Source organism: Acinetobacter pittii ANC 4050, from assembly GCF_000399685.1.
GTDB lineage: Bacteria > Pseudomonadota > Gammaproteobacteria > Pseudomonadales > Moraxellaceae > Acinetobacter > Acinetobacter pittii_E.
Genome location: NZ_KB976987.1, coordinates 2212259 through 2235529 on the forward strand (window position 1 = coordinate 2212259; position 23271 = coordinate 2235529).

Here is a 23271-nt window from a genome sequence, read left to right on the forward strand (position 1 = left end):
ATTTATTTTCTTAATATTTATAATCATACGTCTTTCGATGTACCAATTAAGTGCAGATGAGGACAGAGAAATATCAGATGAGGTCATTCATAGACGCATAAAGGTGCAAAACCTAAGATGTCTCTCGTTGAACTCGATATAGAAAATAAAAAAGGACCAATATTGGTCCTTTATAAATCATGAATTGAAACTATAAACCTAATTTTGCCTTCCAGTTTTTCAATAGGCCCACGGTATCTAGATCATTTGGATGAAAACCAGGTTTAAAGTAAGCCAACATTTCCTTAGCCATACCACTAATAATGCCTTTAGATGGGCTGTATCCGTATTTATAAATTACTGATAGTTCAGCTAAATTTAACTTGTTGTCTTGCTTTAATAAACGAAGTACAAAAGATGACTGGATCAAAAAGATTAAAGTCATAGCAAACACTAAAGAACTGGTTCGTAAAGCATAAGCTTTTACACCTTTACCAAATACACCTTCGTATACATCAAAAGCTACGGCTTTATGCTCATTTTCTTCAATAGCATGCCAATACCACATGGTAGACATCGTCTCATCTGTCATAAGCTCTTGAATGTGCTTATTGACTAATAATTGAGAAGCAATAGTAGCGGTAAAATGTTCAAGAGCCGTCGTAGCAGTCAGGTCAACCATTTGTTTCGTCATACCGAAAGGTTTAACAATTTTTACGAAAGCTTTAATTGCTGTTTGAATCGCCGTATCGGTAAACTTCTCTAATGTTTCTATATCGTGACCAAACTTTTGAGCGGAAGCATTAAAGTTCACATGCTCTTGAGTATGCATTGCTTCTTGCCCGATAAAAGCACTAATTTCTTTTTGTAGTGCTTCATCATCTTTAATCGCTGGGTGATAACGTACTGCTCGTACACTATCTATAAAGAATTTCTCACCAGCTGGGAACAATGCTGACAATGCACTCATAAAATGTGTGAGTCCAGCAGAACCATTCATCCAATATTCTGGTACATCATTAAAGTCAAAATTCATACGACGTACTGGAAAGCTTGCACCGGCACGATTGGTAATATTCACTTTAGCATTCATACCCAAAGCTCCTTGATAAGTAACCTTAGTTACTTAAACTTTATTGTTCGTTTTCTTGATTCTTATCATACAAATTTAATAAAAAGGATTAAGGGTAAATAAGGACATTGAAATATCAGTTAAGGCCAGCTTTTATAGTAATTGTTAGACAATTAAGTATAAAAAAAGCGCTCTAAAAAGAGCGCTTTTTTTCACTGAAAGTGATTATGCAGTTACTTTCGCAACAACACCAGCACCTACAGTACGACCACCTTCACGGATCGCAAAACGTAGACCTGGGTCCATTGCGATTGGGTGGATTAATTCTACTGACATTTCAACGTTGTCGCCTGGCATAACCATTTCAACGCCGTCTTGTAATTGGATTGCACCAGTTACGTCAGTTGTACGGAAGTAGAACTGTGGACGGTAACCATTTAAGAATGGAGTGTGACGACCACCTTCTTCTTTAGAAAGTACGTATACTTCTGCGTCGAATTTAGTGTGCGGCTTGATTGTACCTGGTTTAGCAAGTACTTGACCACGTTGCACGTCTTCACGCTTAGTACCACGAAGTAAGATACCACAGTTCTCACCTGCACGGCCTTCGTCAAGAAGTTTACGGAACATTTCTACGCCAGTTACAGTTGTTTTAACTGTATCTTTAATACCAACGATCTCTACTTCTTCACCAACTTTAACGATACCAGCTTCTACACGGCCTGTTACTACAGTACCACGACCAGAAATTGAGAATACGTCTTCGATTGGCATTAAGAATGCTTTGTCGATAGCACGTTCTGGTTCTGGGATGTAAGAGTCAAGCGCTTCAACAAGAGCAAGAACTGAAGGCTCGCCATATTGACCAGCATCGCCTTCCAACGCTTTAAGCGCAGAACCACGGATAACTGGAGTGTCATCACCTGGGAAGTCATAAGTAGAAAGAAGTTCACGAACTTCCATTTCTACTAATTCAAGTAATTCTTCATCATCAACAAGGTCACACTTGTTCAAGAATACGATGATGTAAGGTACACCAACCTGACGAGAAAGAAGGATGTGTTCACGAGTTTGTGGCATTGGACCGTCAGTCGCAGCACACACAAGGATCGCGCCGTCCATCTGAGCAGCACCAGTAATCATGTTTTTAACGTAATCGGCGTGGCCCGGGCAGTCAACGTGCGCGTAGTGACGAATTGGAGAATCGTATTCTACGTGTGAAGTATTAATTGTAATACCACGTGCTTTTTCTTCAGGTGCTGAGTCGATTTGTGAGTAATCTTTCGCTTCACCGCCGTAAGTTTTTGCACAAATAGTTGCAATCGCAGCAGTTAAAGTTGTTTTACCATGGTCAACGTGACCGATTGTGCCCACGTTTACGTGTGGCTTATTACGTTCAAACTTGGCTTTAGCCATGATGATCTTCCTTTATAAACTACTCATGGAGGGTCACCCCATGAGCACTTGGTTTTTAACTAAGAAATTAGTTTGGGCTTATAGTAATCGAAAGATTACTCGTCGTCACCTTTTTTACCGCCAGATTGGAATTTAGCGATAATGCCTTCAGCCACGTTACGTGGAGTTTCAGCGTATTTAGCAAATTCCATAGAGTAAGTCGCACGACCTTGAGACATAGAACGCATTTGAGTCGCGTAACCAAACATCTCAGCAAGAGGAACTTCAGCTTTAATTGCTTTTGTTCCACCAGGAAGATCGTCCATACCTTGAACCATACCACGACGACGGTTTAAGTCACCCATGATATCGCCCATGTAGTCTTCTGGAGTTTCTACTTCAACTTTCATGATAGGTTCAAGAAGGATAGGATCCGCTTTCATGAAACCATCACGGAAGGCATAAGAACCTGCCATTTTGAACGATAATTCGTCAGAGTCGACGTCATGGTAAGAACCATCGAATAATGTCGCTTTAATACCAACAACAGGGTAACCAGCCAATACACCATTCTTCATACGTTCTTGAATACCTTTGTCAACCGCGCCAAAGAATTCTTTAGGTACTACACCGCCAACAACTTCTTCAACGAATTGGTATTCTTTACCAGCTTCTTCAACATCAAGCGGCTCAAGACGTACATATACGTGACCAAACTTACCTTTACCACCAGTTTGACGTACGAATTTACCTTCTTGTTCAACAGACTTTTTGATCGTTTCACGGTAAGCAACCATTGGTTTACCAATGTTAGCTTCAACACCGAATTCACGCTTCATACGGTCAACAATGATGTCAAGGTGAAGCTCACCCATACCAGCAATAATTGTTTGACCAGATTCTTCGTCTGTACGAACGCGGAACGATGGATCTTCCTTAGCCAAACGACCTAAAGCGATAGACATTTTTTCTTGGTCTGCTTTAGTTTTTGGTTCAACAGCCAATGAAATTACTGGCTCTGGGAATTCCATACGCTCAAGAGTAATGATGTTTTTCTCATCACATAATGTATCACCAGTTGTAACGTCTTTAAGACCTACACACGCTGCGATATCACCTGCACGGATTTCATCAAGATCTTGACGTTCGTTCGCATGCATTTGCACGATACGACCGATACGTTCACGCTTAGCTTTAACTGGGTTATAAACCGGATCACCTTGTTTAAGAACACCAGAGTAAACACGTACGAATGTTAAGTTACCTACGAATTTGTCGTTCATGATTTTGAACGCAAGCGCAGAGAACGGAGCTTCGTCAGATGCTTCACGAGACGCTTTAGTTTCGTCTTTGTCGTCAAGGATACCTTCGATCGCTTTAACTTCTGTAGGTGATGGTAAGAATTCAATTACAGCATCCAACATACGTTGAACACCTTTGTTCTTGAATGCAGAACCACAAAGCATTACTTGAATTTCAGAAGCTAATGTACGAGCACGTAGACCTGCAATGATCTCTTCTTTAGAAAGATCACCTTCTTCAAGGTACTTGTCCATTAATTCTTCAGAAGCTTCAGCCGCAGCTTCAACCATTTTTGTACGCCATTCTTGAGCAGTATCAACTAGGTCAGCTGGGATATCAGCATATTCAAACTTCATACCTTGAGATGCTTCATCCCAGATAATCGCTTTCATTTCGATAAGGTCAACAACACCCTGGAATGTATCTTCAGCACCAATTGGCACAACGATAGGTACAGGATTACCACCTAAACGAGTTTTAACTTGCTCAACAGCACGGAAGAAGTTTGCACCAGTACGGTCCATCTTGTTCACGAATGCTAAACGAGGCACTTTATATTTGTTCGCTTGACGCCATACAGTTTCAGACTGAGGTTGTACACCACCTACAGCACAGTAAACCATGCACGCACCGTCAAGAACACGCATAGAACGTTCAACTTCGATTGTGAAGTCTACGTGTCCCGGGGTGTCAATTACGTTGATACGGTGTTGTTCGAATTGGTTACCCATACCAGACCAGAAACAAGTTGTAGCAGCAGAGGTAATTGTAATACCACGCTCTTGCTCTTGTTCCATCCAGTCCATTGTTGCTGCACCGTCGTGTACTTCACCAATTTTGTGAGATACACCTGTGTAGAACAAAATACGTTCAGTTGTAGTTGTTTTACCTGCGTCAATGTGCGCAGAAATACCGATGTTACGGTAACGAGTAATTGGGGTTTGGCGAGCCATGATGTCTACATTCCTAAATGTTATATTTAAAACAGGACGCACCAATTAAATTGATGCGCGCGAATATCCAAACAGGCAACTTAAATACCTGCAAAGCCCCCACTTTGATAGAGAGCAATGTTGAATCGAGCTGCTGTACGCATGAATATTCTCCTGAATAAGGCCTGTTTTATCCGCTTAGAAACGGTAGTGAGAGAAGGCTTTGTTAGCTTCAGCCATACGGTGCACATCTTCACGTTTTTTGATTGCTGCACCTTTACCTTCAGCTGCATCAAGCAACTCACCAGCAAGACGTAAAGCCATCGTTTTTTCAGAACGCTTAGCAGCAGCATCTACTAACCAACGCATAGCTAAGGCAGTACGACGGGATGGGCGTACTTCCATAGGTACTTGATAAGTAGCACCACCAACACGGCGTGCTTTTACTTCAACCATAGGACGAACTTTTTCAAGAGTAGTCTCGAAAAATTCAACTGGGTCTACTTTGTTTTTTTCTTGAACGCGTTCTAAAGCACCGTAAACGATACTTTCTGCAATCGATTTTTTACCATCTTGCATTACGTGGTTCATGAATTTAGCGATTGTTTGGCTGCTAAATTTTGGATCTGGAAGGATCTCACGAGCAGCGACTACGCGACGTCTTGGCATTTTAATACACCTAATAATATGACACTTCAGGATGATCCAGCAGTTTGTACAAGTGTCATGTACACGACGCTGGCCTTACTATACGTCGCTTGAATTACAAATCTATGAAGAATTCAAACAAGCGAAACGCTAAAGGGCTTATTCGACTAGTTTCCTAGAATTACTTCTTAGGACGCTTAGTACCGTATTTAGAACGTGATTGATTACGATCTTTAACACCAGCACAGTCTAATGAGCCACGAACGGTATGGTAACGTACACCCGGTAAGTCTTTAACACGACCACCACGGATAAGAACAACACTGTGCTCTTGTAAGTTATGGCCTTCACCACCGATGTAGCTAGATACTTCAAAACCTGAAGTTAAGCGAACACGGCAAACCTTACGCATAGCTGAGTTAGGTTTTTTAGGTGTAGTTGTATAAACACGTGTACAAACACCACGACGTTGTGGACAAGCCTTCAACGCAGGAACTTTGGATTTTTCAACCAAAGTCGTACGACCCTTACGGATCAACTGATTCGTTGTTGCCATATGGCAATTCTCCCGTTATTAAAAAACCTTAAAAAGAAAATACCTCTTTTTAAGGGCACATAATTGTAAGCCAAGATGCAAAAATGGTCAACACGGCAATACATTACCAAATGTTGACCATATCAATGTTTGACAGGACGATTTACAAATTTAAATGGAGGTTAGTTTCACTTTTTAAACCTTCTCTTTGTAAGGGTATTGTTAAGAGTATTTCTTATCTTCCATTATCTCATCATCGTCTTCAGGAGTTAAAGCTGGCTTTTGCTCAGTATGCTCATGCTCTGCTACATGCTTGTCGGCAAGTTTTTCGAGGCCCTGATGAACATTTTCCTGAATTTTTTCTTCACTCTTTGTGCCTTCGGTAGGCTTTAACACAATAGAAACTTTTGAAATCACATCATGATTTTCTACTTTATGATGATGAGCAGCATGAATATTGCCATCCTCACCTACATTTAAAAGTCTTGGGCTAGCTTTTTGGATGAGTGTAACCGCAGCATAATAAGCCTGTAACGGAGATAAATGCTCACTTGGGTGTTCATTTAAATAATGTCTTGCAGCTCCGAAAATTGCTTGAGCTTTATGACCTACATCCTCTTGTAATTTCCAGCTATACACTGCGCTTAAAACAGCCCCGGCAACTGGTGTAAATTTACTAAAAACAGACAGTTTAGGAATACGGTTTAACCAATCCCATTTAAACTCCCCATCTTCATTTACCAGCCAGTTTTTTAAAGTGTCTATATCTGTGGTTGAACCCAACACTTGCTGAAATTGATGAATATCTTGAGTTTCCAACATGTTTCGTAAGGTTTTCAAAGCTAACAAAAGAGTTTGTTTTTCAGCGATGAGACTAATATCAACTTCTTTAAAAATAAACTCTACAACATCTTGATCAGTAGCTTCTAAAAGATCAAAGCCATGTGATCTTCCTGTTTGATAAATAGTTCTTAAAACCAGAACTAATGAAACTGGAATATCTACCGCTGCACCAACAACACCAGAGATACCTGTAATGGCACCTTGTACAGTCGCAATAAGCTTGTTTTGTTCAATAAGTGCCTGACTTAAACGTTGAGAACGGCTAGTATCTTTAGTTAATTCAAATAAATCTTTGGCTCCCGCTTCTTCTAGGATTTTTTCAGTTAAGGTACTTTTTGAACTAAAGTCATTTAGCCAATCAAATAAATAGCCTGAGATTTTTTCATCCCAATCTGGTGAAAGAAAAGTAGCAACGCCATTTACTTTTTTAAAATGTCGACCAAACACCTGACGTGTGACTTTTGGTAAATGTTCTCTTAGCATTTGTTGAGGACTTTCATATTGCTCAACTTCAAATGGGCTTTTTGTTCTCGATCTACCTTCAACAGTTTTTCCAGTTGGGATGGGTTCAATTACCTTACTGACGTCACCTGATTGGTTTTGTTGCAAGATACTCAATCCTGTAGAACTGAGCTTTTTAGCCACTCCGAAGACCTGAGAAAACAAATTGTCAGATTGATTATTATTAAATTTTGTCATCAAGTACCTCGATTTTTTAATTTATCTAATTAGAGATAAATACTAGGTGGAATGTGGATTTATCTCAACTTGAATGTGTGTATTTTAGTTAACCCTAAATGCAACATACTATGTATTTGGTTATTTTTTTTAAATGTAAAATTGTCATAAAGATTTGCCATAAGAAATAAAAAACCTTTCTGCTATCATGTTAACAACGAAAAACATGAGTCTCGTTTTCTTACAGCTATATTCTCCTATTCATTTTCATAGCTGTTGAACACGATAGACTCTTAATATCACCATAAAGGGACCTGTAGATGAAACGTGTTGTAATCACTGGTATGGGTATTAACTCATGTATCGGTAACTCTTTAGAAGCAGTTACTCACTCACTTCAAAATGGAATCTCCGGGACACGTTTTAACCCAACTTATGCTGAACTCAATTTTAAAAGTCATGTTAGCGCTGCTGCAGACCAAGAATTTGATAATATCGATCGTAAATTAAAACGCTTTATGGGCGTATGTGCAATGTATGCCTACAACGCTGCTGTAGCTGCAGTTGAACATGCAGGACTTACTCCTGAGCAACTTAGCGGCAATCCACGTTATGGTATTGCAGGTGGTTCAGGTGGTGGCTCAACTGCTTCTGTTGTTGAAATGACAGAATTATTAGAAACTAAAGGCGCACGTAAAGTAGGCCCATTCTTTGTGCCACGTAACATGTCAAACACCATTACTGCGAACGTTGGTGTTGCATTTAAACTACAAGGTATTTCACATACTATTACGAGTGCTTGCGCAACTTCTGCTGACGCAATTGGTTATGCGTACAACTTGATCCAACTTGGCAAACAAGATCTTATGCTTGCTGGTGGCGGTGAAGAAGATCACTGGTCTCAAAGTTTATTGTTTGATGCAATGGGCGCACTTTGCTCAAAATATAATGACACTCCAGAAACAGCATCTCGTCCATATTCAGCAGACCGCGACGGCTTCGTTATTGCTGGCGGTGGTGGTTTCGTAGTACTTGAATCACTTGAGCATGCGCAAGCACGTGGTGCGAACATTTTAGCTGAAGTTGTTGGTTATGCTGCTAACAGTGATGGTGCAGACATGGTTGCTCCAAGCGGTGAAGGTGCTACACGTTGTGTATTAATGGCACTTGAAGAAGCTAAACAACATGGCGTAGAAAAAATTGACTATGTAAATACACATGGTACTTCTACTCCAGCAGGTGACATTACTGAACTTAAAGCAATGGAACGTGCATTTGGTGAAGGTAAGGTACCTCCTCTTAGCTCAACCAAATCGATGACAGGCCATAGCTTGGGTGCAGCTGGTGTACAAGAAGCTATTTACTCTGTACTAATGATGCAAAATGACTTTATTGCACCAAACATCAACGTAACTGAACTTGATGAAGGCGCAAAACCTTTTGATATCGTACTTGAAAAACGTGATGCAAAATTGAATACTGTAATGAGTAACAGTTTTGGCTTTGGCGGTGTTAACGCTTGCCTTATTTTCAAGAAGTGGGATGCATAATCCCACGTAGGATTATCGATGGATGCACCTTCTGATGCTTTTTTGTGGGTAAAAGCATTACATATTATTGCCGTGGTTTGTTGGTTCGCTGCTTTGTTCTACTTACCACGTCTATATGTTTATCATGCTATGAGTGAAGATGCTGCAAGTCATCAACGCTTTGAGGTAATGGAACGTAAGTTGTATCGCGGAATTATGTGGCCTTCGATGATTGCGACATTAATAACCGCGCATTTCCTAGTAGATTGGGGTGATGCAACTCGACATTATCATCAAGCCACATGGTTTTACCTCAAAGTTGGATTAGTGGCTTTATTAGTAATTTACCATTTGGTATGTGGCTATTATCGTAAAAAGCTCATCGGAAATGCTCACTATAAATCACATAAGTTCTGGCGATTCTTTAATGAAATGCCAACCTTAATTTTATTTGCTGTTGTGATTTTAGTTGTTGTAAAGCCTCAGTTTTAACTGGGGCTTTTACTTTTCTTATCTAAGCATTCTTTTATTCATCCTAATAAAATGCACAATCTATTCAAACAATTATATTTCTCAAAACAGAACTATAAAATTAATCAATACCCTACCTCTTTATTTAGCAATACCTAACCTATACTATGCTAAAGAAATAGATGAATTCATTTAATGGCAAAGCTATGCTAACTTTTAATGCCTTTAAACGCTTAATCCATACACCATTTATTCTGATTACACTTTTTATTTTCCGTCACTTAAAAAACTACCCGATTAGACACTTGACTGCTCAAGAAAAAATATTAGCGCAAATGGTCTTTGGCAATATGCTTAATTGTGAAAGACCTAAAATTATTGCTACTCGTTACCTACCTTGGCAATCTTGCGGTATTTTTATGGCCCCCAATGGGAATATTTATGTCAATCCTTCTGATTACAGCGAAAACTACGCACTAGAATCTAAGTTTATGCAGGGTATTTTTATCCACGAACTCACGCACGTCATGCAATATCAAAAAGGGATTCATGTGTTAGTTAAAGGTGCGTTACTACAATCGGCCTATTACCTCAGTTTTAAAAGTTACAATCCCTATAAATACACCTATCACCCTCACAAAGCATTTAGTACGTATAATATTGAACAGCAAGGCGAAATTGCACGCGACATTTGCTCTGGAAAAATCCCCAATATCATCTGTTCACCTCAACTTGATTTGTAACTAAATAATCAATCTTGCTTTGAACGTAACATTTCTTGCTTAATGTAAATGAGAATTCTTATAAATCAGAAATACTTATCTAAACTATAAAAGTAGGCTTACTTAATTCAAATTATTGAAAAAAATAGAACAGACTTATTCCAAATTAGCTTGTAATAAGGCAGTATACAAACAATAAAAATAATGAAGCCTGTTTCTATTCTATACAGAAAATCTCGTTATTTTTACGCAGAAAATATGGGATTGGTATATATTATTGATCTTGACATTTTTGTTTACTATTTTAATTGTTTACTATCGTATCATACACATCGTTGAAAAATTATATCCATAAAAATCAACACTGTGTGTATCTATATTCGTTATGATCTAGGATTAGGTTTGAATGAAAAGTTTTAAAGTTGCCCTTGCTCAGTTTTCTCCGCATATTGGCAATATTGACTCAAACACCCAAAAGATGATTGAGCAAGTAAATCAGGCGAAAAAACAAGACGCTGACCTGATTATTTTTCCCGAGCTTTCTGTTATTGGTTATCCGGCTGAAGACCTATTGTTACGTCCAAATTTAAATAAACGTATGCAAAAGGCTTTTGCACAACTTGCCGAAGTTAAAGATATTGTTATGGTTTTCGGATTTGTGAACCAGACAGAAGATGGTCAACGTTATAATTCTGCTGCTGTCATGAAAGACGGTCAAGTTTTGGGTGTTTTTAATAAACACAATTTACCAAACTATGGCGTCTTTGATGAAAAACGCTATTTCCAAAAAGGCCATCAGCACTTAGTTTTTGAATATCTTGGGCATAAGTTTGGTGTATTAATCTGTGAAGATATCTGGTCAATTAATACGGTCAAACAGTTAAGCCAATTAAATGTTGATACGGTTCTTGTACTCAACTCATCACCATATGAAGTCGGCAAACCACAGCACCGCATACAGACCTTAAGTGAACTTGCAAAACAACTTCACCTAAATATTGTGTACGTTAACCAAGTGGGCGGACAAGACGATTTAATTTTTGATGGCACAAGTTTTGTCAGCAATCAAAATGGTGAAATTGCTTTACAAGCACCGAGCTTTAAAGAAGACATTTATATTGCTGAATTTGACCGTGATACAAAGTTATATAAAGTCACTGAGTCTGCTCCTGCATTAGAAACGTTTGCCGAGATCTATCAAGGTTTAGTCATGGCAACTCGTGACTATGTAGAACGTTCAGGATTTCCTGGTGTAATTTTGGGTCTTTCTGGTGGTATCGACTCTGCCCTCACACTCGCAATTGCTGTTGATGCGATCGGTGCTGAAAAAGTCCAAGCTGTAATGATGCCTTACACCTACACCTCTCAGATTAGTGTAGAAGATGCAGCAGAACAAGCTCGTCGTATGGGTGTAACTTTCGGTATTGCTGAAATTCACTCAATCGTAAATAGCTTCATGCAAACCTTGTATCCTTTCTTTGGTAATTCACCAGCTGATGCTACGGAAGAAAATTTACAAGCGCGTGCTCGTGGCACATTGCTTATGGGCTTATCAAACAAGTTTGGTAATTTAGTCCTTGCTACAGGGAACAAATCTGAACTTTCAGTTGGCTACTGTACGCTTTATGGCGATATGGTTGGTGGCTTTGCGGTTCTAAAAGATGTTTATAAAACTATCGTATTTGAATTAGCAAAATACCGTAATAGCTTAAGTGAAACGCCTGTGATTCCTGAGCGTGTTATTACTCGTCCACCTTCAGCAGAACTTCGTCCAGATCAAAAAGACCAAGATTCTTTGCCAGCTTATGATGTATTGGATGCCATTCTGTACGCATACATTGAAGAAGATTTAGGTCAGGCCGACATTATTGCCAAAGGTTTTGATAAAGAAGTTGTTGAAAAAGTCATCCGTTTAGTTGATCGTAATGAGTACAAACGTCGTCAAGGTGCGATTGGCCCGAGAATTACTTCTCGCGCATTTAGTCGCGAACGACGTTATCCGATTGTCAACGGTTGGACAGCGAATGACTGAGCAGAAAAACTCATCAAAAACTACAGCACTTGCTCAAGCACTTTTGCTTGAGCAGGTGGAATTTTTCAAAAAACAATTATCTATAGAAAACTCACCTATTTATTTCCAGCAGTTCATTCAACTGTTTATGCAACATGCCGATGAAATCAAGCTCCATGAGGTTGTTGATTTAGAACAACTACAAGCCGTTGTAAAACGATATGCTTTTGAAATGCAGCTAGGGGCCGGTTTACTTGAGTTTATTGGGGAAATTGCACAGCGTATTTATCTAGCTGCCATGAAGTCTCCAATTCAGCTACAGGACTTGGTCTCTGACCATCAATTTGAAATGTGGCTCTCCAAATTTTTGGAAATGGAACATATTCCTCATTATGTCAATCAGTTTTTAAGAACCAGCCCTTCTGTACAGCAACTTTGCCAATACATTGCAACTTCCACCTTAGAACAAAAATTACCTAAATTTCTAACAACATCTAGAGTGGATGACTACCATTTTGAATGGCAACATAAGCTCAAAAAATTCTCATTTTTACAACAACAACGCCTTGAGCATAAGCTTGAAACTTGGATTGCCGGCTTTATTCACGAGCAACTTACAGAATTAAGTCTTTTATCGAGCGAAGATTTAGAAAGTCTAGTGCGCCATGTTTGGGAAGATATTAGATATAAAAAAATGTATGAGTTTATGAAACAGCTCACTCCTCTCGATGTTGAGGAGTTCTTTGTTTTAATTTATGAGTACTGGAAAGAATTACGCCAATCGCAATTTATGCAAGATCTGATTTTGTATGGCGTAGAAGTTTTTTATGACTTTTATAAAGATCAGAGTTTATTTGAAGTATTAAGTGAGATTGGTTTAACCGAAAACGACTTACAAACTGAAGCTTTACGTTTTTATCCGAAGGTGATGGATGCCTTTAATGAACACGGTATTTTAGAACCCTTGCTTCAAGCGCTTTTAGCTCCGTTTTATCAAAGTCCCAAAACACTCGATATGATTGAAAAACATTTTAATGAGTAAAAAATAGATAAAAAGAAACCACGCAGGAGCGTGGTTTTTAAAATGGTGGCTATGACGAGACTTGAACTTGTGACCCCCGCATTATGAGTGCGGTGCTCTAACCAACTGAGCTACATAGCCGTAAACTGTGTGCGCATTATCTATAGTTCTGTATAGCAGGTCAATAGGTAAAAACCCTTAATGCCCATCAATTGAACAAATAAGATTCAGATCATCATTATTTGTTCTTTTTTTAGCAATTTTTTGCTTTAAACAATTGATCGGCCACAGAAATATATTAAAGGTCTAATACTAATTTTTTACCTTTAGCTCTCGATACACAAATCATCATACTCTTCTGCGAAGCCTTTTCGGCATCACTTAAGTATTGATCGAAGTGATCTGCTTCACCTTCTAAAATGGCAGTTTCACATGTACCGCATACGCCTTCGCGACATAAGCATTCCACATCAATATTTAACGTTTCAATGGCTTGTAAAATCGTCTGATTACTTTGTACTTCAATTTCCTGATTAGACTTAGCAAGTACAACCGTAAAAGCTTCCCCATCTTCAGGAACTGTTGACGCAAATTGTTCCCAATGAATGTACTCGTCGCGATAACGATGCTTGTTACAACAGTCAATTACCGAATCAATCATGGGTTTAGGCCCACATACATAGACATGTGTGCCTTTAGGTTGCGATGAAATCAATTCATCCAAATTCAATGTGCAACCTTCTGAGTCAACATAGCTAAATACATGCTCGGCATGTTTCTGCTTTAGCTCATCTAACAAAGCGGCATGTTCAGGCGAGCGATAAGCATAATGTAGCTCAAAATCAACACCGCGTGCTGCAAGCTCATCCATTTGGGGTAAGAATGGTGTAATGCCAATTCCACCTGCAATTAAAATATGTTTATTGCCTGTTTCGGCTAATGGAAATAAATTTTTTGGTTCTGAAATCTGAATTTCACAGCCTTCATTACACTGATCATGCATAAACACTGAACCACCCTTACCTTCCACATCTTTACGAACGCAGACTTGGTAAGTCGATAGGTCTTGTGTACAACTCATCAATGAATATGCATTTGAAAGCTGTTCATTCATTTTGACAATAATATGGCTTCCCCCACTAAATCGAGGAAAGTTCTGCCCATCTTGACGTTTGAACGTAAACCGTTTGATTAAAGGGGTTAGCTGCTCCACATGAGTAACAACCGCCGGGAACATTTCATAATGACTCGCCATATTAGAATCCTTCTTTTACCGCATATTCTTATTGTTAGGGCTTATCCTTAAAGCCCTAAACACATGTATTTAATGGTCATGAACTCTTCAAGACCATACTTTGAGCCTTCACGCCCAACGCCTGATTGCTTCACACCGCCAAATGGTACAACTTCATTTGAAATTGCTGTAGCATTCATACCGACCATCCCATATTCAAGCTGTTCTGACACTCGCCATAAACGTGAAATATTTTCGCTATAAACATAAGCGGCCAAACCAAAGATAGTGTCATTGGCTTGAGCAACGACATCTGCTTCATCTGTAAAACGAATGAGCGGTGCAACTGGACCAAAAATTTCTTCTTGGACAATTTCCATTGTACGGTCAACGTTTGTTAAAACTGATGGTTCATAGAAGGTTTGCCCTAAAGCATGCTGTTTGCCGCCACAAGCTACCTTAGCGCCTTTACTTAATGCATCATCAATTAACTGTTGTGCTTTCAAAACTGCTTTTTCATTAATTAACGGACCAATTTGCACACCATCTTCAAGTCCATTACCGACTTTAAACTTTTGTACTTCTTGTACAAACTTCTCGGCAAAAGCTTGGTAAATATTGTCATGTACATAAATACGGTTAGCACAAACGCAAGTTTGGCCCGCATTACGGAACTTGGCAAAAATCGCGCCTTGTACAGCTTTATCCAAATCGGCATCATCAAACACAATCAGTGGTGCATTACCGCCTAACTCAAGCGCCAACTTTTTAATAGTGCTTGAACACTGCTGCATTAATAAGCGGCCCACTGGCGTTGAACCCGTAAAGGTTAATTTCTTCACTTTTTCATGTGAAGTAAATACAGAGCCAATTTCTTGAGATTTACCGGTCACAACATTAAGCACACCAGCTGGAATACCTGCTTTTTCTGCAAGTTTCGCAATCGCTAACGCGCAGTAAGGCGTTTCATTCGCTGGCTTAATGACAACCGTACATCCTGCTGCTAAAGCGGGAGCTGCTTTACGGGTAATCATAGCGATTGGGAAATTCCATGGCGTAATCGCAGCCACAACACCCACAGGTTCTTTACTAATAATAAAACGCTGCTGATTATTGACGGTTGGAATCACATCGCCATAAATACGTTTGCCTTCTTCGGCAAACCATTGAATAAATGATGCTGCATAACGCACCTCACCTTTCGCTTCTGCCAAAGGTTTTCCTTGCTCAATGGTCATGATTAAAGCAAGTTCATCGGTATGATCGAGAACAAGTTTGTACCAAGCCAATAAAATATCTGCACGATTTTGAGCCGTTAAAGCTTTCCAACTTTGTAAAGCAGTATAAGCAGCCTCAACCGCTTGTGTAGCTTCAGCCGCTCCCATATTTGGAATTGTACCAATTTCTTCACCTGTGGCTGGGTTACTTACCGGAACCGTTGCATTTGACTGTGCAGCTAACCATTGTCCGTTAATATAGGCGTGTTGCTGAAATAATTCTGTGCTTTGTAAACTCGACATATCATCTTCCTAACTGAAGAATCAGGTGTAAGTCATCTTTACACCTGAATAAATCCATTTGTTTTATTTATGATGCTGCGCTACTAAATGTTGGAAGTAAGCAATACCATGTTCACTAATTCCAGAGCGTTGTTTATCAGTCATAATACGGCCTTGACCGCGATAACCACGTGATTTCAAACCACGTTGTACGCTTTCGACCAAGTTCAAATCTTCAGGGCGGAATACATTGCGATACCACTCAATCAAATCTTTCTGATCTTGAGTAAGTTCTTCGTTCGTGAAGTAAATATCGTAATGTTGCAAAGTCGTTTCTGCATCAACTGGAAATTCATAGATCACAGTCATGAAGTTGCTGCCCGGTGGTACGTTGAACATTGTGCAAGGCCAAGTCCAGAAACCATGAAACTCAGGATCAGTGACCGATGGATCAAGCTTAAATGACTTCTCAGATGAGCGAGCAAAGCCATATTGCAATGTCCAGTTTTGATGTGTTGTGTGCCAATATTTATCAACTTGTACCGAGTCAGCAAAGCCAGGATGCGCTGGTCCACAGTGATAGCACTCTAGATAGTTATCAACAATTACTTTCCAGTTTGCCGGCGTTTCTGTCACAAAACGTGCTGCCAATTTCAAATCTTTAATTACGCTACATGCTTGATTTAAACGTTCAGCAAATTCCGGAAGTTGGTCTTCTACGCAAGTTGCATTTTCATCCATATTAATGAAAATAAATCCTGCATATTCCTCAACTTTTAAAGGCACCATGCTTGAGTTTTCTTTGTCAAAAGATTCGACATGATCACAGTTACGTGCCAAAGCTAAACTACCATCTAGCTTGAAAGTCCAAGCATGGTATGGGCAAGTAATTACATTTTTTGCTTTACCACTGCCACTTAAAAGCTCGTGACCACGATGCGGACACACATTATAAAACGCACGTAAAACGCTATCTTTACCACGAATGATGACAATATTTTCACCAATTACTTTACGGGTAATATAGTCATTCGGTTGTGCTAATTCACTGCCATGTGCAACACAAATCCAGCTTTTAGCAAAGATTGCTTCTTTCTCATGCTCAAAAACTTGCGATGAAGTATAGAAAACTTTAGGAAAAGTCCATGCAACATCTGGGTTTGCACAAAAATCTTCAGGTAATTTTTCAACTGCACTCATGTTTTTACTCCATTAAATTCTTTTCGTCCAAATGACTCGATATTAAATTGATGTCTTTTCAACACTGCCAAACATGCGGTGTATCGCACTCAGCATGTTTTGATATAACTGTTGAACTTCAGGGCAATCACGCATGAGACGTAAACTGCCATGTAATAAACCTTTGCCTAAATGGAACTCGTTAGGGATACCTGCTTGTTCCAATTTTTGGGTAAGGAAATAACCGTCATCACTTAAAGGGTCGTATTCTGCAACGGCTACAAAACTGGCAGGCATATCTGAAAAATCCGTTGCCAACAAAGGCGCTAGACGTAAATCCTGCCAATCTTGTGAGTTAGGTGCATATTCCTTTAAATAAAAATGCATATCTTCAGTTGTTAATAACGGCGCATGGGCATGCTTTTGTGCGGCTGGTGTATCAAGTGCTGTAGTTAAACACGGATAAACCAAAGCCAGACCTTGAGCTTGCAAACCACTATGCTGTAAATACACTGCAAGAGCTGCTGCTAAGTTACCGCCTGCGCTATCGCCTGCTAGAACGATATTTCCGCCATCAATCTGCCACTCAGAACCATGTTGTTTAAGCCATTGATAGACTGCTAAACAATCTTCAAAAGCTGCTGGAAAACGATGCTCTGGTGCCATGCGGTAATCCACACCAATGACAACTGCATTTAAGTCCTGACATAAATAACTGGTAATAAACTCATGTGAATCGAGTCCACCGTCCATCCAGCCACCGCCATGCAAATACAACACACACGGCCAACCAGCTTCAGGTTGTTTAGTTTTTGGTGAATAGATACGAACAGGTACCGGATGTTCTGCATTTGCAACAACTCGGTCTTCCACTTCAATCTTGCCATCACGTGGCAAAGTGTAGTGTCGACACATCGCGTCATAGGCCGCACGGACTGAGTCAATATCCGCATCTGCTGGTGAATAAATGCTGCTCCAGTACACTAGGCTTTGCATTTCTTCACTTAAAACATACGTGGTCTGTTCACATGTAGTCATTACCATTCCCTCTAGCTGGTTTTTCTATCCAGTTTGATTGAGCTTGCTAGCTCAAGCTGCATCCGTTTTGTATGTTCATCTTGAGACTGGTTTAAACCAATTTCTGCATCATCATAACCTTGTTGCTCAATTAAATGCGATGGGACTTTGGCATAATCCTGAATCAGCCATTTCACTAAACCATAGGTTTGAATCAGAATAATCACGATGAATGGTAAAGCCGTCACAATGGTCGCCGTTTTCATGGTGTCTAAAGGTGCCTTACTAAAGATCATGGCAATCGGAACTAAAGTCAGCATGACACACCAGAACAGACGCGCATTTGGTGATGGATCTTGTCCTTCACTTAAACCACGTGTACATGTTGCTGAAACCGCATACCCGACCGCATCCATGTGTGCTGCCAAGAACACCACCATAATGCCGAGGAAAATCCACATCATCAGCTTTCCAGCAGGTAACAGGCTGAGTAACTGTCCAATCGCAACCTCTCCACCTTGTTGGCTTAAGATTTGCGGTACATTTACAGCCCCATGAATAAAGCTATAAACACTGTAGTTTTCAAACACACCAAAGATGAACCAAAGACCGACACTGCCACCAATTACCATGGCAAAGATCACTTCTTTAATGGTACGACCTTTAGAAACACGCGTTACAAACAGTGCCACACCCGGTGCATATGAAATCCACCATAACCAGTAGAAAACAGTCCATTCACGAGTAAACTTGCCGTCACCCATTGGGTCAGTAAACAAGCTCATATCGACAAAGTTGGTTGCCATTAACCCGAAACTCATTAATGAATTATTCAAAATGAATTGAGTCGGACCAAAGCAAAGTACATAAATTGCAAATAGCACTACACCCAAGCACACCATGTGGCTTAAACGCTGCATGCCCTTGTCCATACCGACATAAGAACTGAGTGCAAACAGAACCGAAACTGCCAAAATAATGATGACTTTAGTCATAAAGGTATTTGGAATACCTGTGAGCTGAGACAAAATATTGGTAAATGTCACGGCGGTGAGTACTAATGAAATCGTCAATGCACCAAACATGCAAAGCAAGAACATAAGGTCGACTAAACGCCCAACCACGCCGGTTGATTTAAAGCCTGTCACTGCTTCAATCACAGAAGCCAAACTTAAGCCTTTATTTTTTCTCACATGATAGCTGTAGCACAAAGAAATTGATGCCAAAGCATAAATTGCCCACGCACTTAAACCTGAGTGAAAAAACGAGTAAGCCACGCTATATTTCAATGCTTCTGCTGACTCAGGCGGTAAGCTCAGACCCGGAGTTTGATAATAGTAAGCCCAATCCAAAAAGCCCCAGTACAATGTAGAAGACCCGATACCCGACAAGATGAACATAAAAATCCATGACATCGTAGTGTATTGAGGCTTTCCTTCACCGAGTTTAATTTTGCCGTATTTACTAAAAGCTAGACCAAAAGTAAAAATAATGGCTAAAAAAGCAAACAGTAATACTGGGGTTGTAAATACCGATGTCGTCCACTGCATCCATGTTGCAGCAATCTTTATCGACTCTTGCGAATAAATCGCCAAACCAGCAACTGAAATAAATACAAACAGTAAGCTGGTTACGGCAAGAACTTTATCCGTATAAATTTTTGTGTTTTGATTATCCATATCCCTACATCCATTTTTGGATGGCGTTATTCCATAGCGAACACGTCCATTTTAGTTTGGGCTACACACGATGCAATTGCATCTCCTACCTCATAAGTTTTTGCCTGACCGCCGATATCGGCTGTTTTTGGCCCATTAATTAATACATTCTCAATCGCCTGCATAATGTCCTGACCTGCTTGAATGCAGCGTTCATCATCTTCGCCAAAGAACTCGAACATCATGGCACCCGACCAAATCGCAGCGATTGGGTTGGCAATTTGTTTACCGTAAATATCTGGTGCTGAACCATGTACAGGTTCAAACAATGATGGAAATTTTCTTTCTGGGTTTAAATTTGCAGAAGCAGCCAAACCAATGGTTCCTGTACATGCAGGACCTAAATCGGAAAGGATGTCACCAAATAAATTAGATGCCACAACCACATCAAAACGTTCAGGTTGTAAAACAAAACGAGCCGCTAAAATATCAACATGCTGTTTATCAGCCTGAATTTGTGGATATTGTTTTGCCATCGCATCAACGCGTTCATCCCAGTACGGCATGCTAACTGCAATACCATTGGACTTAGTCGCTGCTGTAATTTTTTTCGCATCACGCTGATTTGCAAACTCAAATGCATAACGCAAAATTCGGTCTACGCCATGACGTGTAAATACTGCTTCTTGTAAAACAAACTCTCGGTCTGTTCCTTCAAAAGCTTTACCACCAATGGCTGAATATTCACCTTCACTATTTTCACGAACCACGTAAAAATCGATATCGCCTGGTTTTTTACCTACCAATGGACATTTCACACCCGGCATTAAGCGCACTGGACGTAAATTCACATATTGGTCAAAACCACGACGGAACTGGAGCAATGAACCCCAAAGCGAAATATGATCAGGCACTTTATCTGGCCAGCCTACAGCACCAAAGTAGATTGCATCATAGCCCTGTAGAGTTTCAAACCAGTCATCTGGCATCATTTTGCCGTGCTCAAGGTAGTAGTCACAGCTTGCCCAATCGAAAGCATCTAACTGAAGCTCAATGCCGTACTTCTCTGCTGCTGCCTTTACAACCTTAATGCCTTCTGGTAGAACTTCTAAACCAATGCCATCGCCTGCAATCGTGGCAACTTTATATCTTTTTGCCATAAGCTTCCTTCACACCTTCGACTAATATCCTTGTATGGCTTAAACATGATGTTTTAAGCAAAAATGATCAACAACAGAACTATCACTCCAATGGACACGGATCGTGAACAATCTACCTAACCTATCGGATTTAAAGGTTTTTTGCACAGTCGCCAAACTAAAAAGTTTTGTCGAATCTGCTGAGGAACTTGGGACATCGCCAGCTTTTATTAGCAAGCGAATTAATATTTTAGAAAACACGTTAAGCTGCAAACTCTTTCATCGCAGCACGCGTCATGTTAGCTTAACGGAAGATGGCAAACTCATCCTTGAGAGAGTTTCAAATATTCTTGAAGAATTTGATGAAGTCTGTGAACTGGTCAATAACCCGCTGAGTACGCCTACAGGTCGTATGGATATTATTAGTAGCTTTGGTTTTGGCAGAAAGCATATCGCACCAATTCTGTCTAAATTAATGATGCTTTATCCAAAGCTCCAAATTCATTTTGACACCATCGACAATACCAAAGACCTAATTCAACACAGTATCGATTTGGACATTAGAATTGGTAATGAAATTGCGCCGAATATGATTGCAAAGAAGCTGGCTTCCAATTTTCGGATTTTATGTGCATCGCCAAGCTATTTACTTAAACATGGCGTACCTGACAGCATTGAAGATTTACAATCACATGACTGCTTAACGATTAGTGAACGCGATCAATCCTCGGTACTCTGGAAATTTAGGCATGCTTCTGAAGATGTCTCCGTACATATCAAACCCCGTTTTGTTTCAAATAACGGCGAGATTATTCATCAGCTTGCCATAGAAGGTCACGGTATTATTTTCCGGTCAATTTGGGATGTTGCAGATGAGTTGATTACAGGCCAACTTCAGCATATTTTACCTGAGTACTGGCAAGATGCAGATATTTGGGCGGTTTATCCATCACGGCTTAAAAGCTCATCTAAATTACAGACTTGTATTTTGTTTATTCAAAACGAGCTACTCAATCGTTTACAGCATGTTCAAAACCTAAACCGAGGGCAACTCATTTCTCCAGCAGTTAAACGAGAACCACCGCCTGAAAAAGTCTTTCTATGAAAAAAAAGCCCTAAGTGAGGCCTATTCACTTAGGGCAATAAATTGCTTTTAAATTTTAAAAATAGTACCCAATTGAAAGATAAAATAATTTATCCCAATCATTACTGCTACCTTGTGCAAGGCCATCAGCCCCACCGCCAACCATTGGATCATTTTTACTCATAATGTATTCACCCTGAATACCAATGGCTTTGTAATTAAAATAAACGCCTGCAATTAAGCGTTCAGAGTCTTTATAGCCATCCTCATCTTTAAAGAAGCGGCTATGAGAGATATAAGGTTTAATATTTTCAAGTTTGTGGAATGGCTGAGCAAACGTATAGTTAATTTCATTGACCAAATATTTACCCTTATTAGCAACTTGATATGGATAATCAAATGCTCCAATGGTTGAGCTATTTGGAAATAAATTATCGCCATTCGTGACATCTTGCTTCCCAGCTAAGAACATCCATTGCCATGCTTGATATTGCGTTTGAGCAAAAACGTTCCATGACTTACGATGACCATCCTCATCAGTTCTTTTATTTTCTAAATCAGAGTACCAAACTGAACCACCTAACTCGGTCGAAAAATTTTGTGTCTTATCAAGCTCAAATTTTCTAGACGCTCGAGCAATCCACATATTCTTTTCTTCAATATTAGTTCCTGTGGTTAAATCATCAGCTTCAACGAAATTACCGCTATATCTGCTTGAGTCTTTTGAAGTTCCTTTATAATTTCCGCCATCAGTTGGATAGAAACCTAAAGTTAAATTATATTTATTATCTGCAAATTTATATTTGATCCCTAGATTATCGATGTCTTCTAAACCGACTGTATTTAAAAGCGTTTCGTAGTAACTACTGCCCCAAAATTCGCCAAAGCCAAAATCAACGGGTTGCAAACCTGCCGTGATTCTCTGCTGGTCAGATAACTTATAACCCACCCATGCTTTTTTTAGGAAAATCGCATCACATAAGCGATCATATTGATAACAACGGGCATCCGCACCTGCAATCCAATCTGGATTCTCATAACCTAGCACTAATTTAATATCAGTTAATCGCCAGTCATCATTTTGAGAACCTTCATTTGCATCAACTACATAATCTTTATGCAAATAGCGGGAACGCACGGCGCCAGAAACTTTAAACTGACCTGAATCTAAAGTTGAATCTCCCCAACTTAAATCGGCCGCAGAGACTTCTACTCCCGCGGTTAAACTTAAAATTCCTAAAAATAATAATGACCTTTTCATGTCTTCAACATCCTTGTTAAGTTTTATAAGAACATGAAGAAATTGGTCTAGACAAACAATGC

General features: G+C 39.7%; 19 protein-coding genes and 1 tRNA gene. 6 read left to right on the forward strand and 14 right to left on the reverse strand.

Annotated elements, in window-relative coordinates:
- Positions 1 to 190: 190 nt before the first annotated feature.
- From F931_RS14180 to F931_RS14205, 6 genes are all read right to left on the reverse strand, one after another.
- On the reverse strand, positions 191 to 1072 hold the full coding sequence (locus F931_RS14180) for a metal-dependent hydrolase (RefSeq protein WP_016142008.1): 882 nt from the start codon (positions 1070 to 1072) through the stop codon (positions 191 to 193).
- Positions 1073 to 1276: 204 nt separating this feature from the next.
- The gene (gene tuf / locus F931_RS14185) at positions 1277 to 2467 is read right to left on the reverse strand and encodes an elongation factor Tu (RefSeq protein WP_016142009.1); all 1191 of its coding nucleotides are present in this window, start codon (positions 2465 to 2467) and stop codon (positions 1277 to 1279) included.
- A 95-nt stretch (positions 2468 to 2562) separates the two neighbouring features.
- Entirely contained in the window at positions 2563 to 4701 is a 2139-nt protein-coding gene (gene fusA / locus F931_RS14190) for an elongation factor G (protein ID WP_016142010.1), read from the reverse strand.
- A gap of 177 nt (positions 4702 to 4878) precedes the next feature.
- A complete protein-coding gene (gene rpsG, locus F931_RS14195) occupies positions 4879 to 5349 on the reverse strand; it encodes a 30S ribosomal protein S7 (RefSeq protein ID WP_001138055.1) in 471 nt (156 codons plus the stop codon).
- Positions 5350 to 5509: 160 nt separating this feature from the next.
- Positions 5510 to 5884 (reverse strand): 30S ribosomal protein S12, encoded by a 375-nt coding sequence (rpsL, locus tag F931_RS14200; RefSeq protein ID WP_002050319.1) that lies wholly within the window; start codon positions 5882 to 5884, stop codon positions 5510 to 5512.
- Positions 5885 to 6085: 201 nt separating this feature from the next.
- Positions 6086 to 7405 carry an EcsC family protein gene (locus tag F931_RS14205; protein WP_016142011.1) on the reverse strand — a complete coding sequence of 440 codons (1320 nt, stop codon included), beginning with the start codon at positions 7403 to 7405 and terminating at the stop codon, positions 6086 to 6088.
- Between the two features lie 299 nt (positions 7406 to 7704).
- On the opposite strand from F931_RS14205, the gene fabB reads away from it, so the two are divergent.
- From fabB to F931_RS14230, 5 genes are all read left to right on the forward strand, one after another.
- Positions 7705 to 8934 carry a beta-ketoacyl synthase N-terminal-like domain-containing protein gene (gene fabB / locus F931_RS14210; protein WP_016142012.1) on the forward strand — a complete coding sequence of 410 codons (1230 nt, stop codon included), beginning with the start codon at positions 7705 to 7707 and terminating at the stop codon, positions 8932 to 8934.
- An 18-nt stretch (positions 8935 to 8952) separates the two neighbouring features.
- Positions 8953 to 9405 carry a protoporphyrinogen oxidase HemJ gene (gene hemJ, locus F931_RS14215; protein WP_016142013.1) on the forward strand — a complete coding sequence of 151 codons (453 nt, stop codon included), beginning with the start codon at positions 8953 to 8955 and terminating at the stop codon, positions 9403 to 9405.
- Between the two features lie 161 nt (positions 9406 to 9566).
- A complete protein-coding gene (locus F931_RS14220; RefSeq protein ID WP_016142014.1) occupies positions 9567 to 10127 on the forward strand; it encodes a hypothetical protein in 561 nt (186 codons plus the stop codon).
- A gap of 385 nt (positions 10128 to 10512) precedes the next feature.
- The gene (locus F931_RS14225; RefSeq protein WP_005803179.1) at positions 10513 to 12138 is read left to right on the forward strand and encodes an NAD+ synthase; all 1626 of its coding nucleotides are present in this window, start codon (positions 10513 to 10515) and stop codon (positions 12136 to 12138) included.
- Positions 12131 to 13159, forward strand: a complete 1029-nt coding sequence (locus F931_RS14230; protein WP_016142015.1) for a hypothetical protein — start codon at positions 12131 to 12133, stop codon at positions 13157 to 13159. Before F931_RS14225 ends, F931_RS14230 begins: the two co-directional genes overlap by 8 nt.
- 43 nt (positions 13160 to 13202) lie before the next feature.
- Here F931_RS14230 and F931_RS14235 read toward each other — a convergent pair.
- The 7 genes from F931_RS14235 to yeaU form a co-directional block, all read right to left on the reverse strand.
- Positions 13203 to 13279, reverse strand: a tRNA-Met gene (locus tag F931_RS14235).
- Positions 13280 to 13436: 157 nt separating this feature from the next.
- Entirely contained in the window at positions 13437 to 14393 is a 957-nt protein-coding gene (cntB, locus tag F931_RS14240) for a carnitine monooxygenase, reductase subunit CntB (protein ID WP_016142016.1), read from the reverse strand.
- A 47-nt stretch (positions 14394 to 14440) separates the two neighbouring features.
- Complete coding sequence (locus tag F931_RS14245; RefSeq protein ID WP_016142017.1) at positions 14441 to 15892, reverse strand: NAD-dependent succinate-semialdehyde dehydrogenase; 1452 nt, start codon at positions 15890 to 15892, stop codon at positions 14441 to 14443.
- 63 nt (positions 15893 to 15955) lie between these two features.
- The gene (gene cntA, locus F931_RS14250; protein ID WP_016142018.1) at positions 15956 to 17071 is read right to left on the reverse strand and encodes a carnitine monooxygenase subunit alpha; all 1116 of its coding nucleotides are present in this window, start codon (positions 17069 to 17071) and stop codon (positions 15956 to 15958) included.
- 42 nt (positions 17072 to 17113) lie between these two features.
- The gene (locus F931_RS14255; RefSeq protein ID WP_016142019.1) at positions 17114 to 18088 is read right to left on the reverse strand and encodes an alpha/beta hydrolase; all 975 of its coding nucleotides are present in this window, start codon (positions 18086 to 18088) and stop codon (positions 17114 to 17116) included.
- A gap of 11 nt (positions 18089 to 18099) precedes the next feature.
- Complete coding sequence (yeaV, locus tag F931_RS14260; protein WP_016142020.1) at positions 18100 to 19746, reverse strand: BCCT family carnitine transporter; 1647 nt, start codon at positions 19744 to 19746, stop codon at positions 18100 to 18102.
- Positions 19747 to 19772: 26 nt separating this feature from the next.
- Positions 19773 to 20885 carry a tartrate dehydrogenase gene (yeaU, locus tag F931_RS14265; protein WP_016142021.1) on the reverse strand — a complete coding sequence of 371 codons (1113 nt, stop codon included), beginning with the start codon at positions 20883 to 20885 and terminating at the stop codon, positions 19773 to 19775.
- A 103-nt stretch (positions 20886 to 20988) separates the two neighbouring features.
- Here yeaU and yeaT point away from each other — a divergent pair, with 103 nt between their 5' ends.
- On the forward strand, positions 20989 to 21969 hold the full coding sequence (yeaT, locus tag F931_RS14270; RefSeq protein WP_016142022.1) for a LysR family transcriptional regulator: 981 nt from the start codon (positions 20989 to 20991) through the stop codon (positions 21967 to 21969).
- Between the two features lie 55 nt (positions 21970 to 22024).
- Here yeaT and F931_RS14275 read toward each other — a convergent pair whose 3' ends face one another.
- Positions 22025 to 23209: a porin gene (locus F931_RS14275; RefSeq protein WP_016142023.1), complete on the reverse strand. Its 1185-nt coding sequence runs from the start codon at positions 23207 to 23209 to the stop codon at positions 22025 to 22027.
- Between the last annotated feature and the right edge of the window lie 62 nt (positions 23210 to 23271).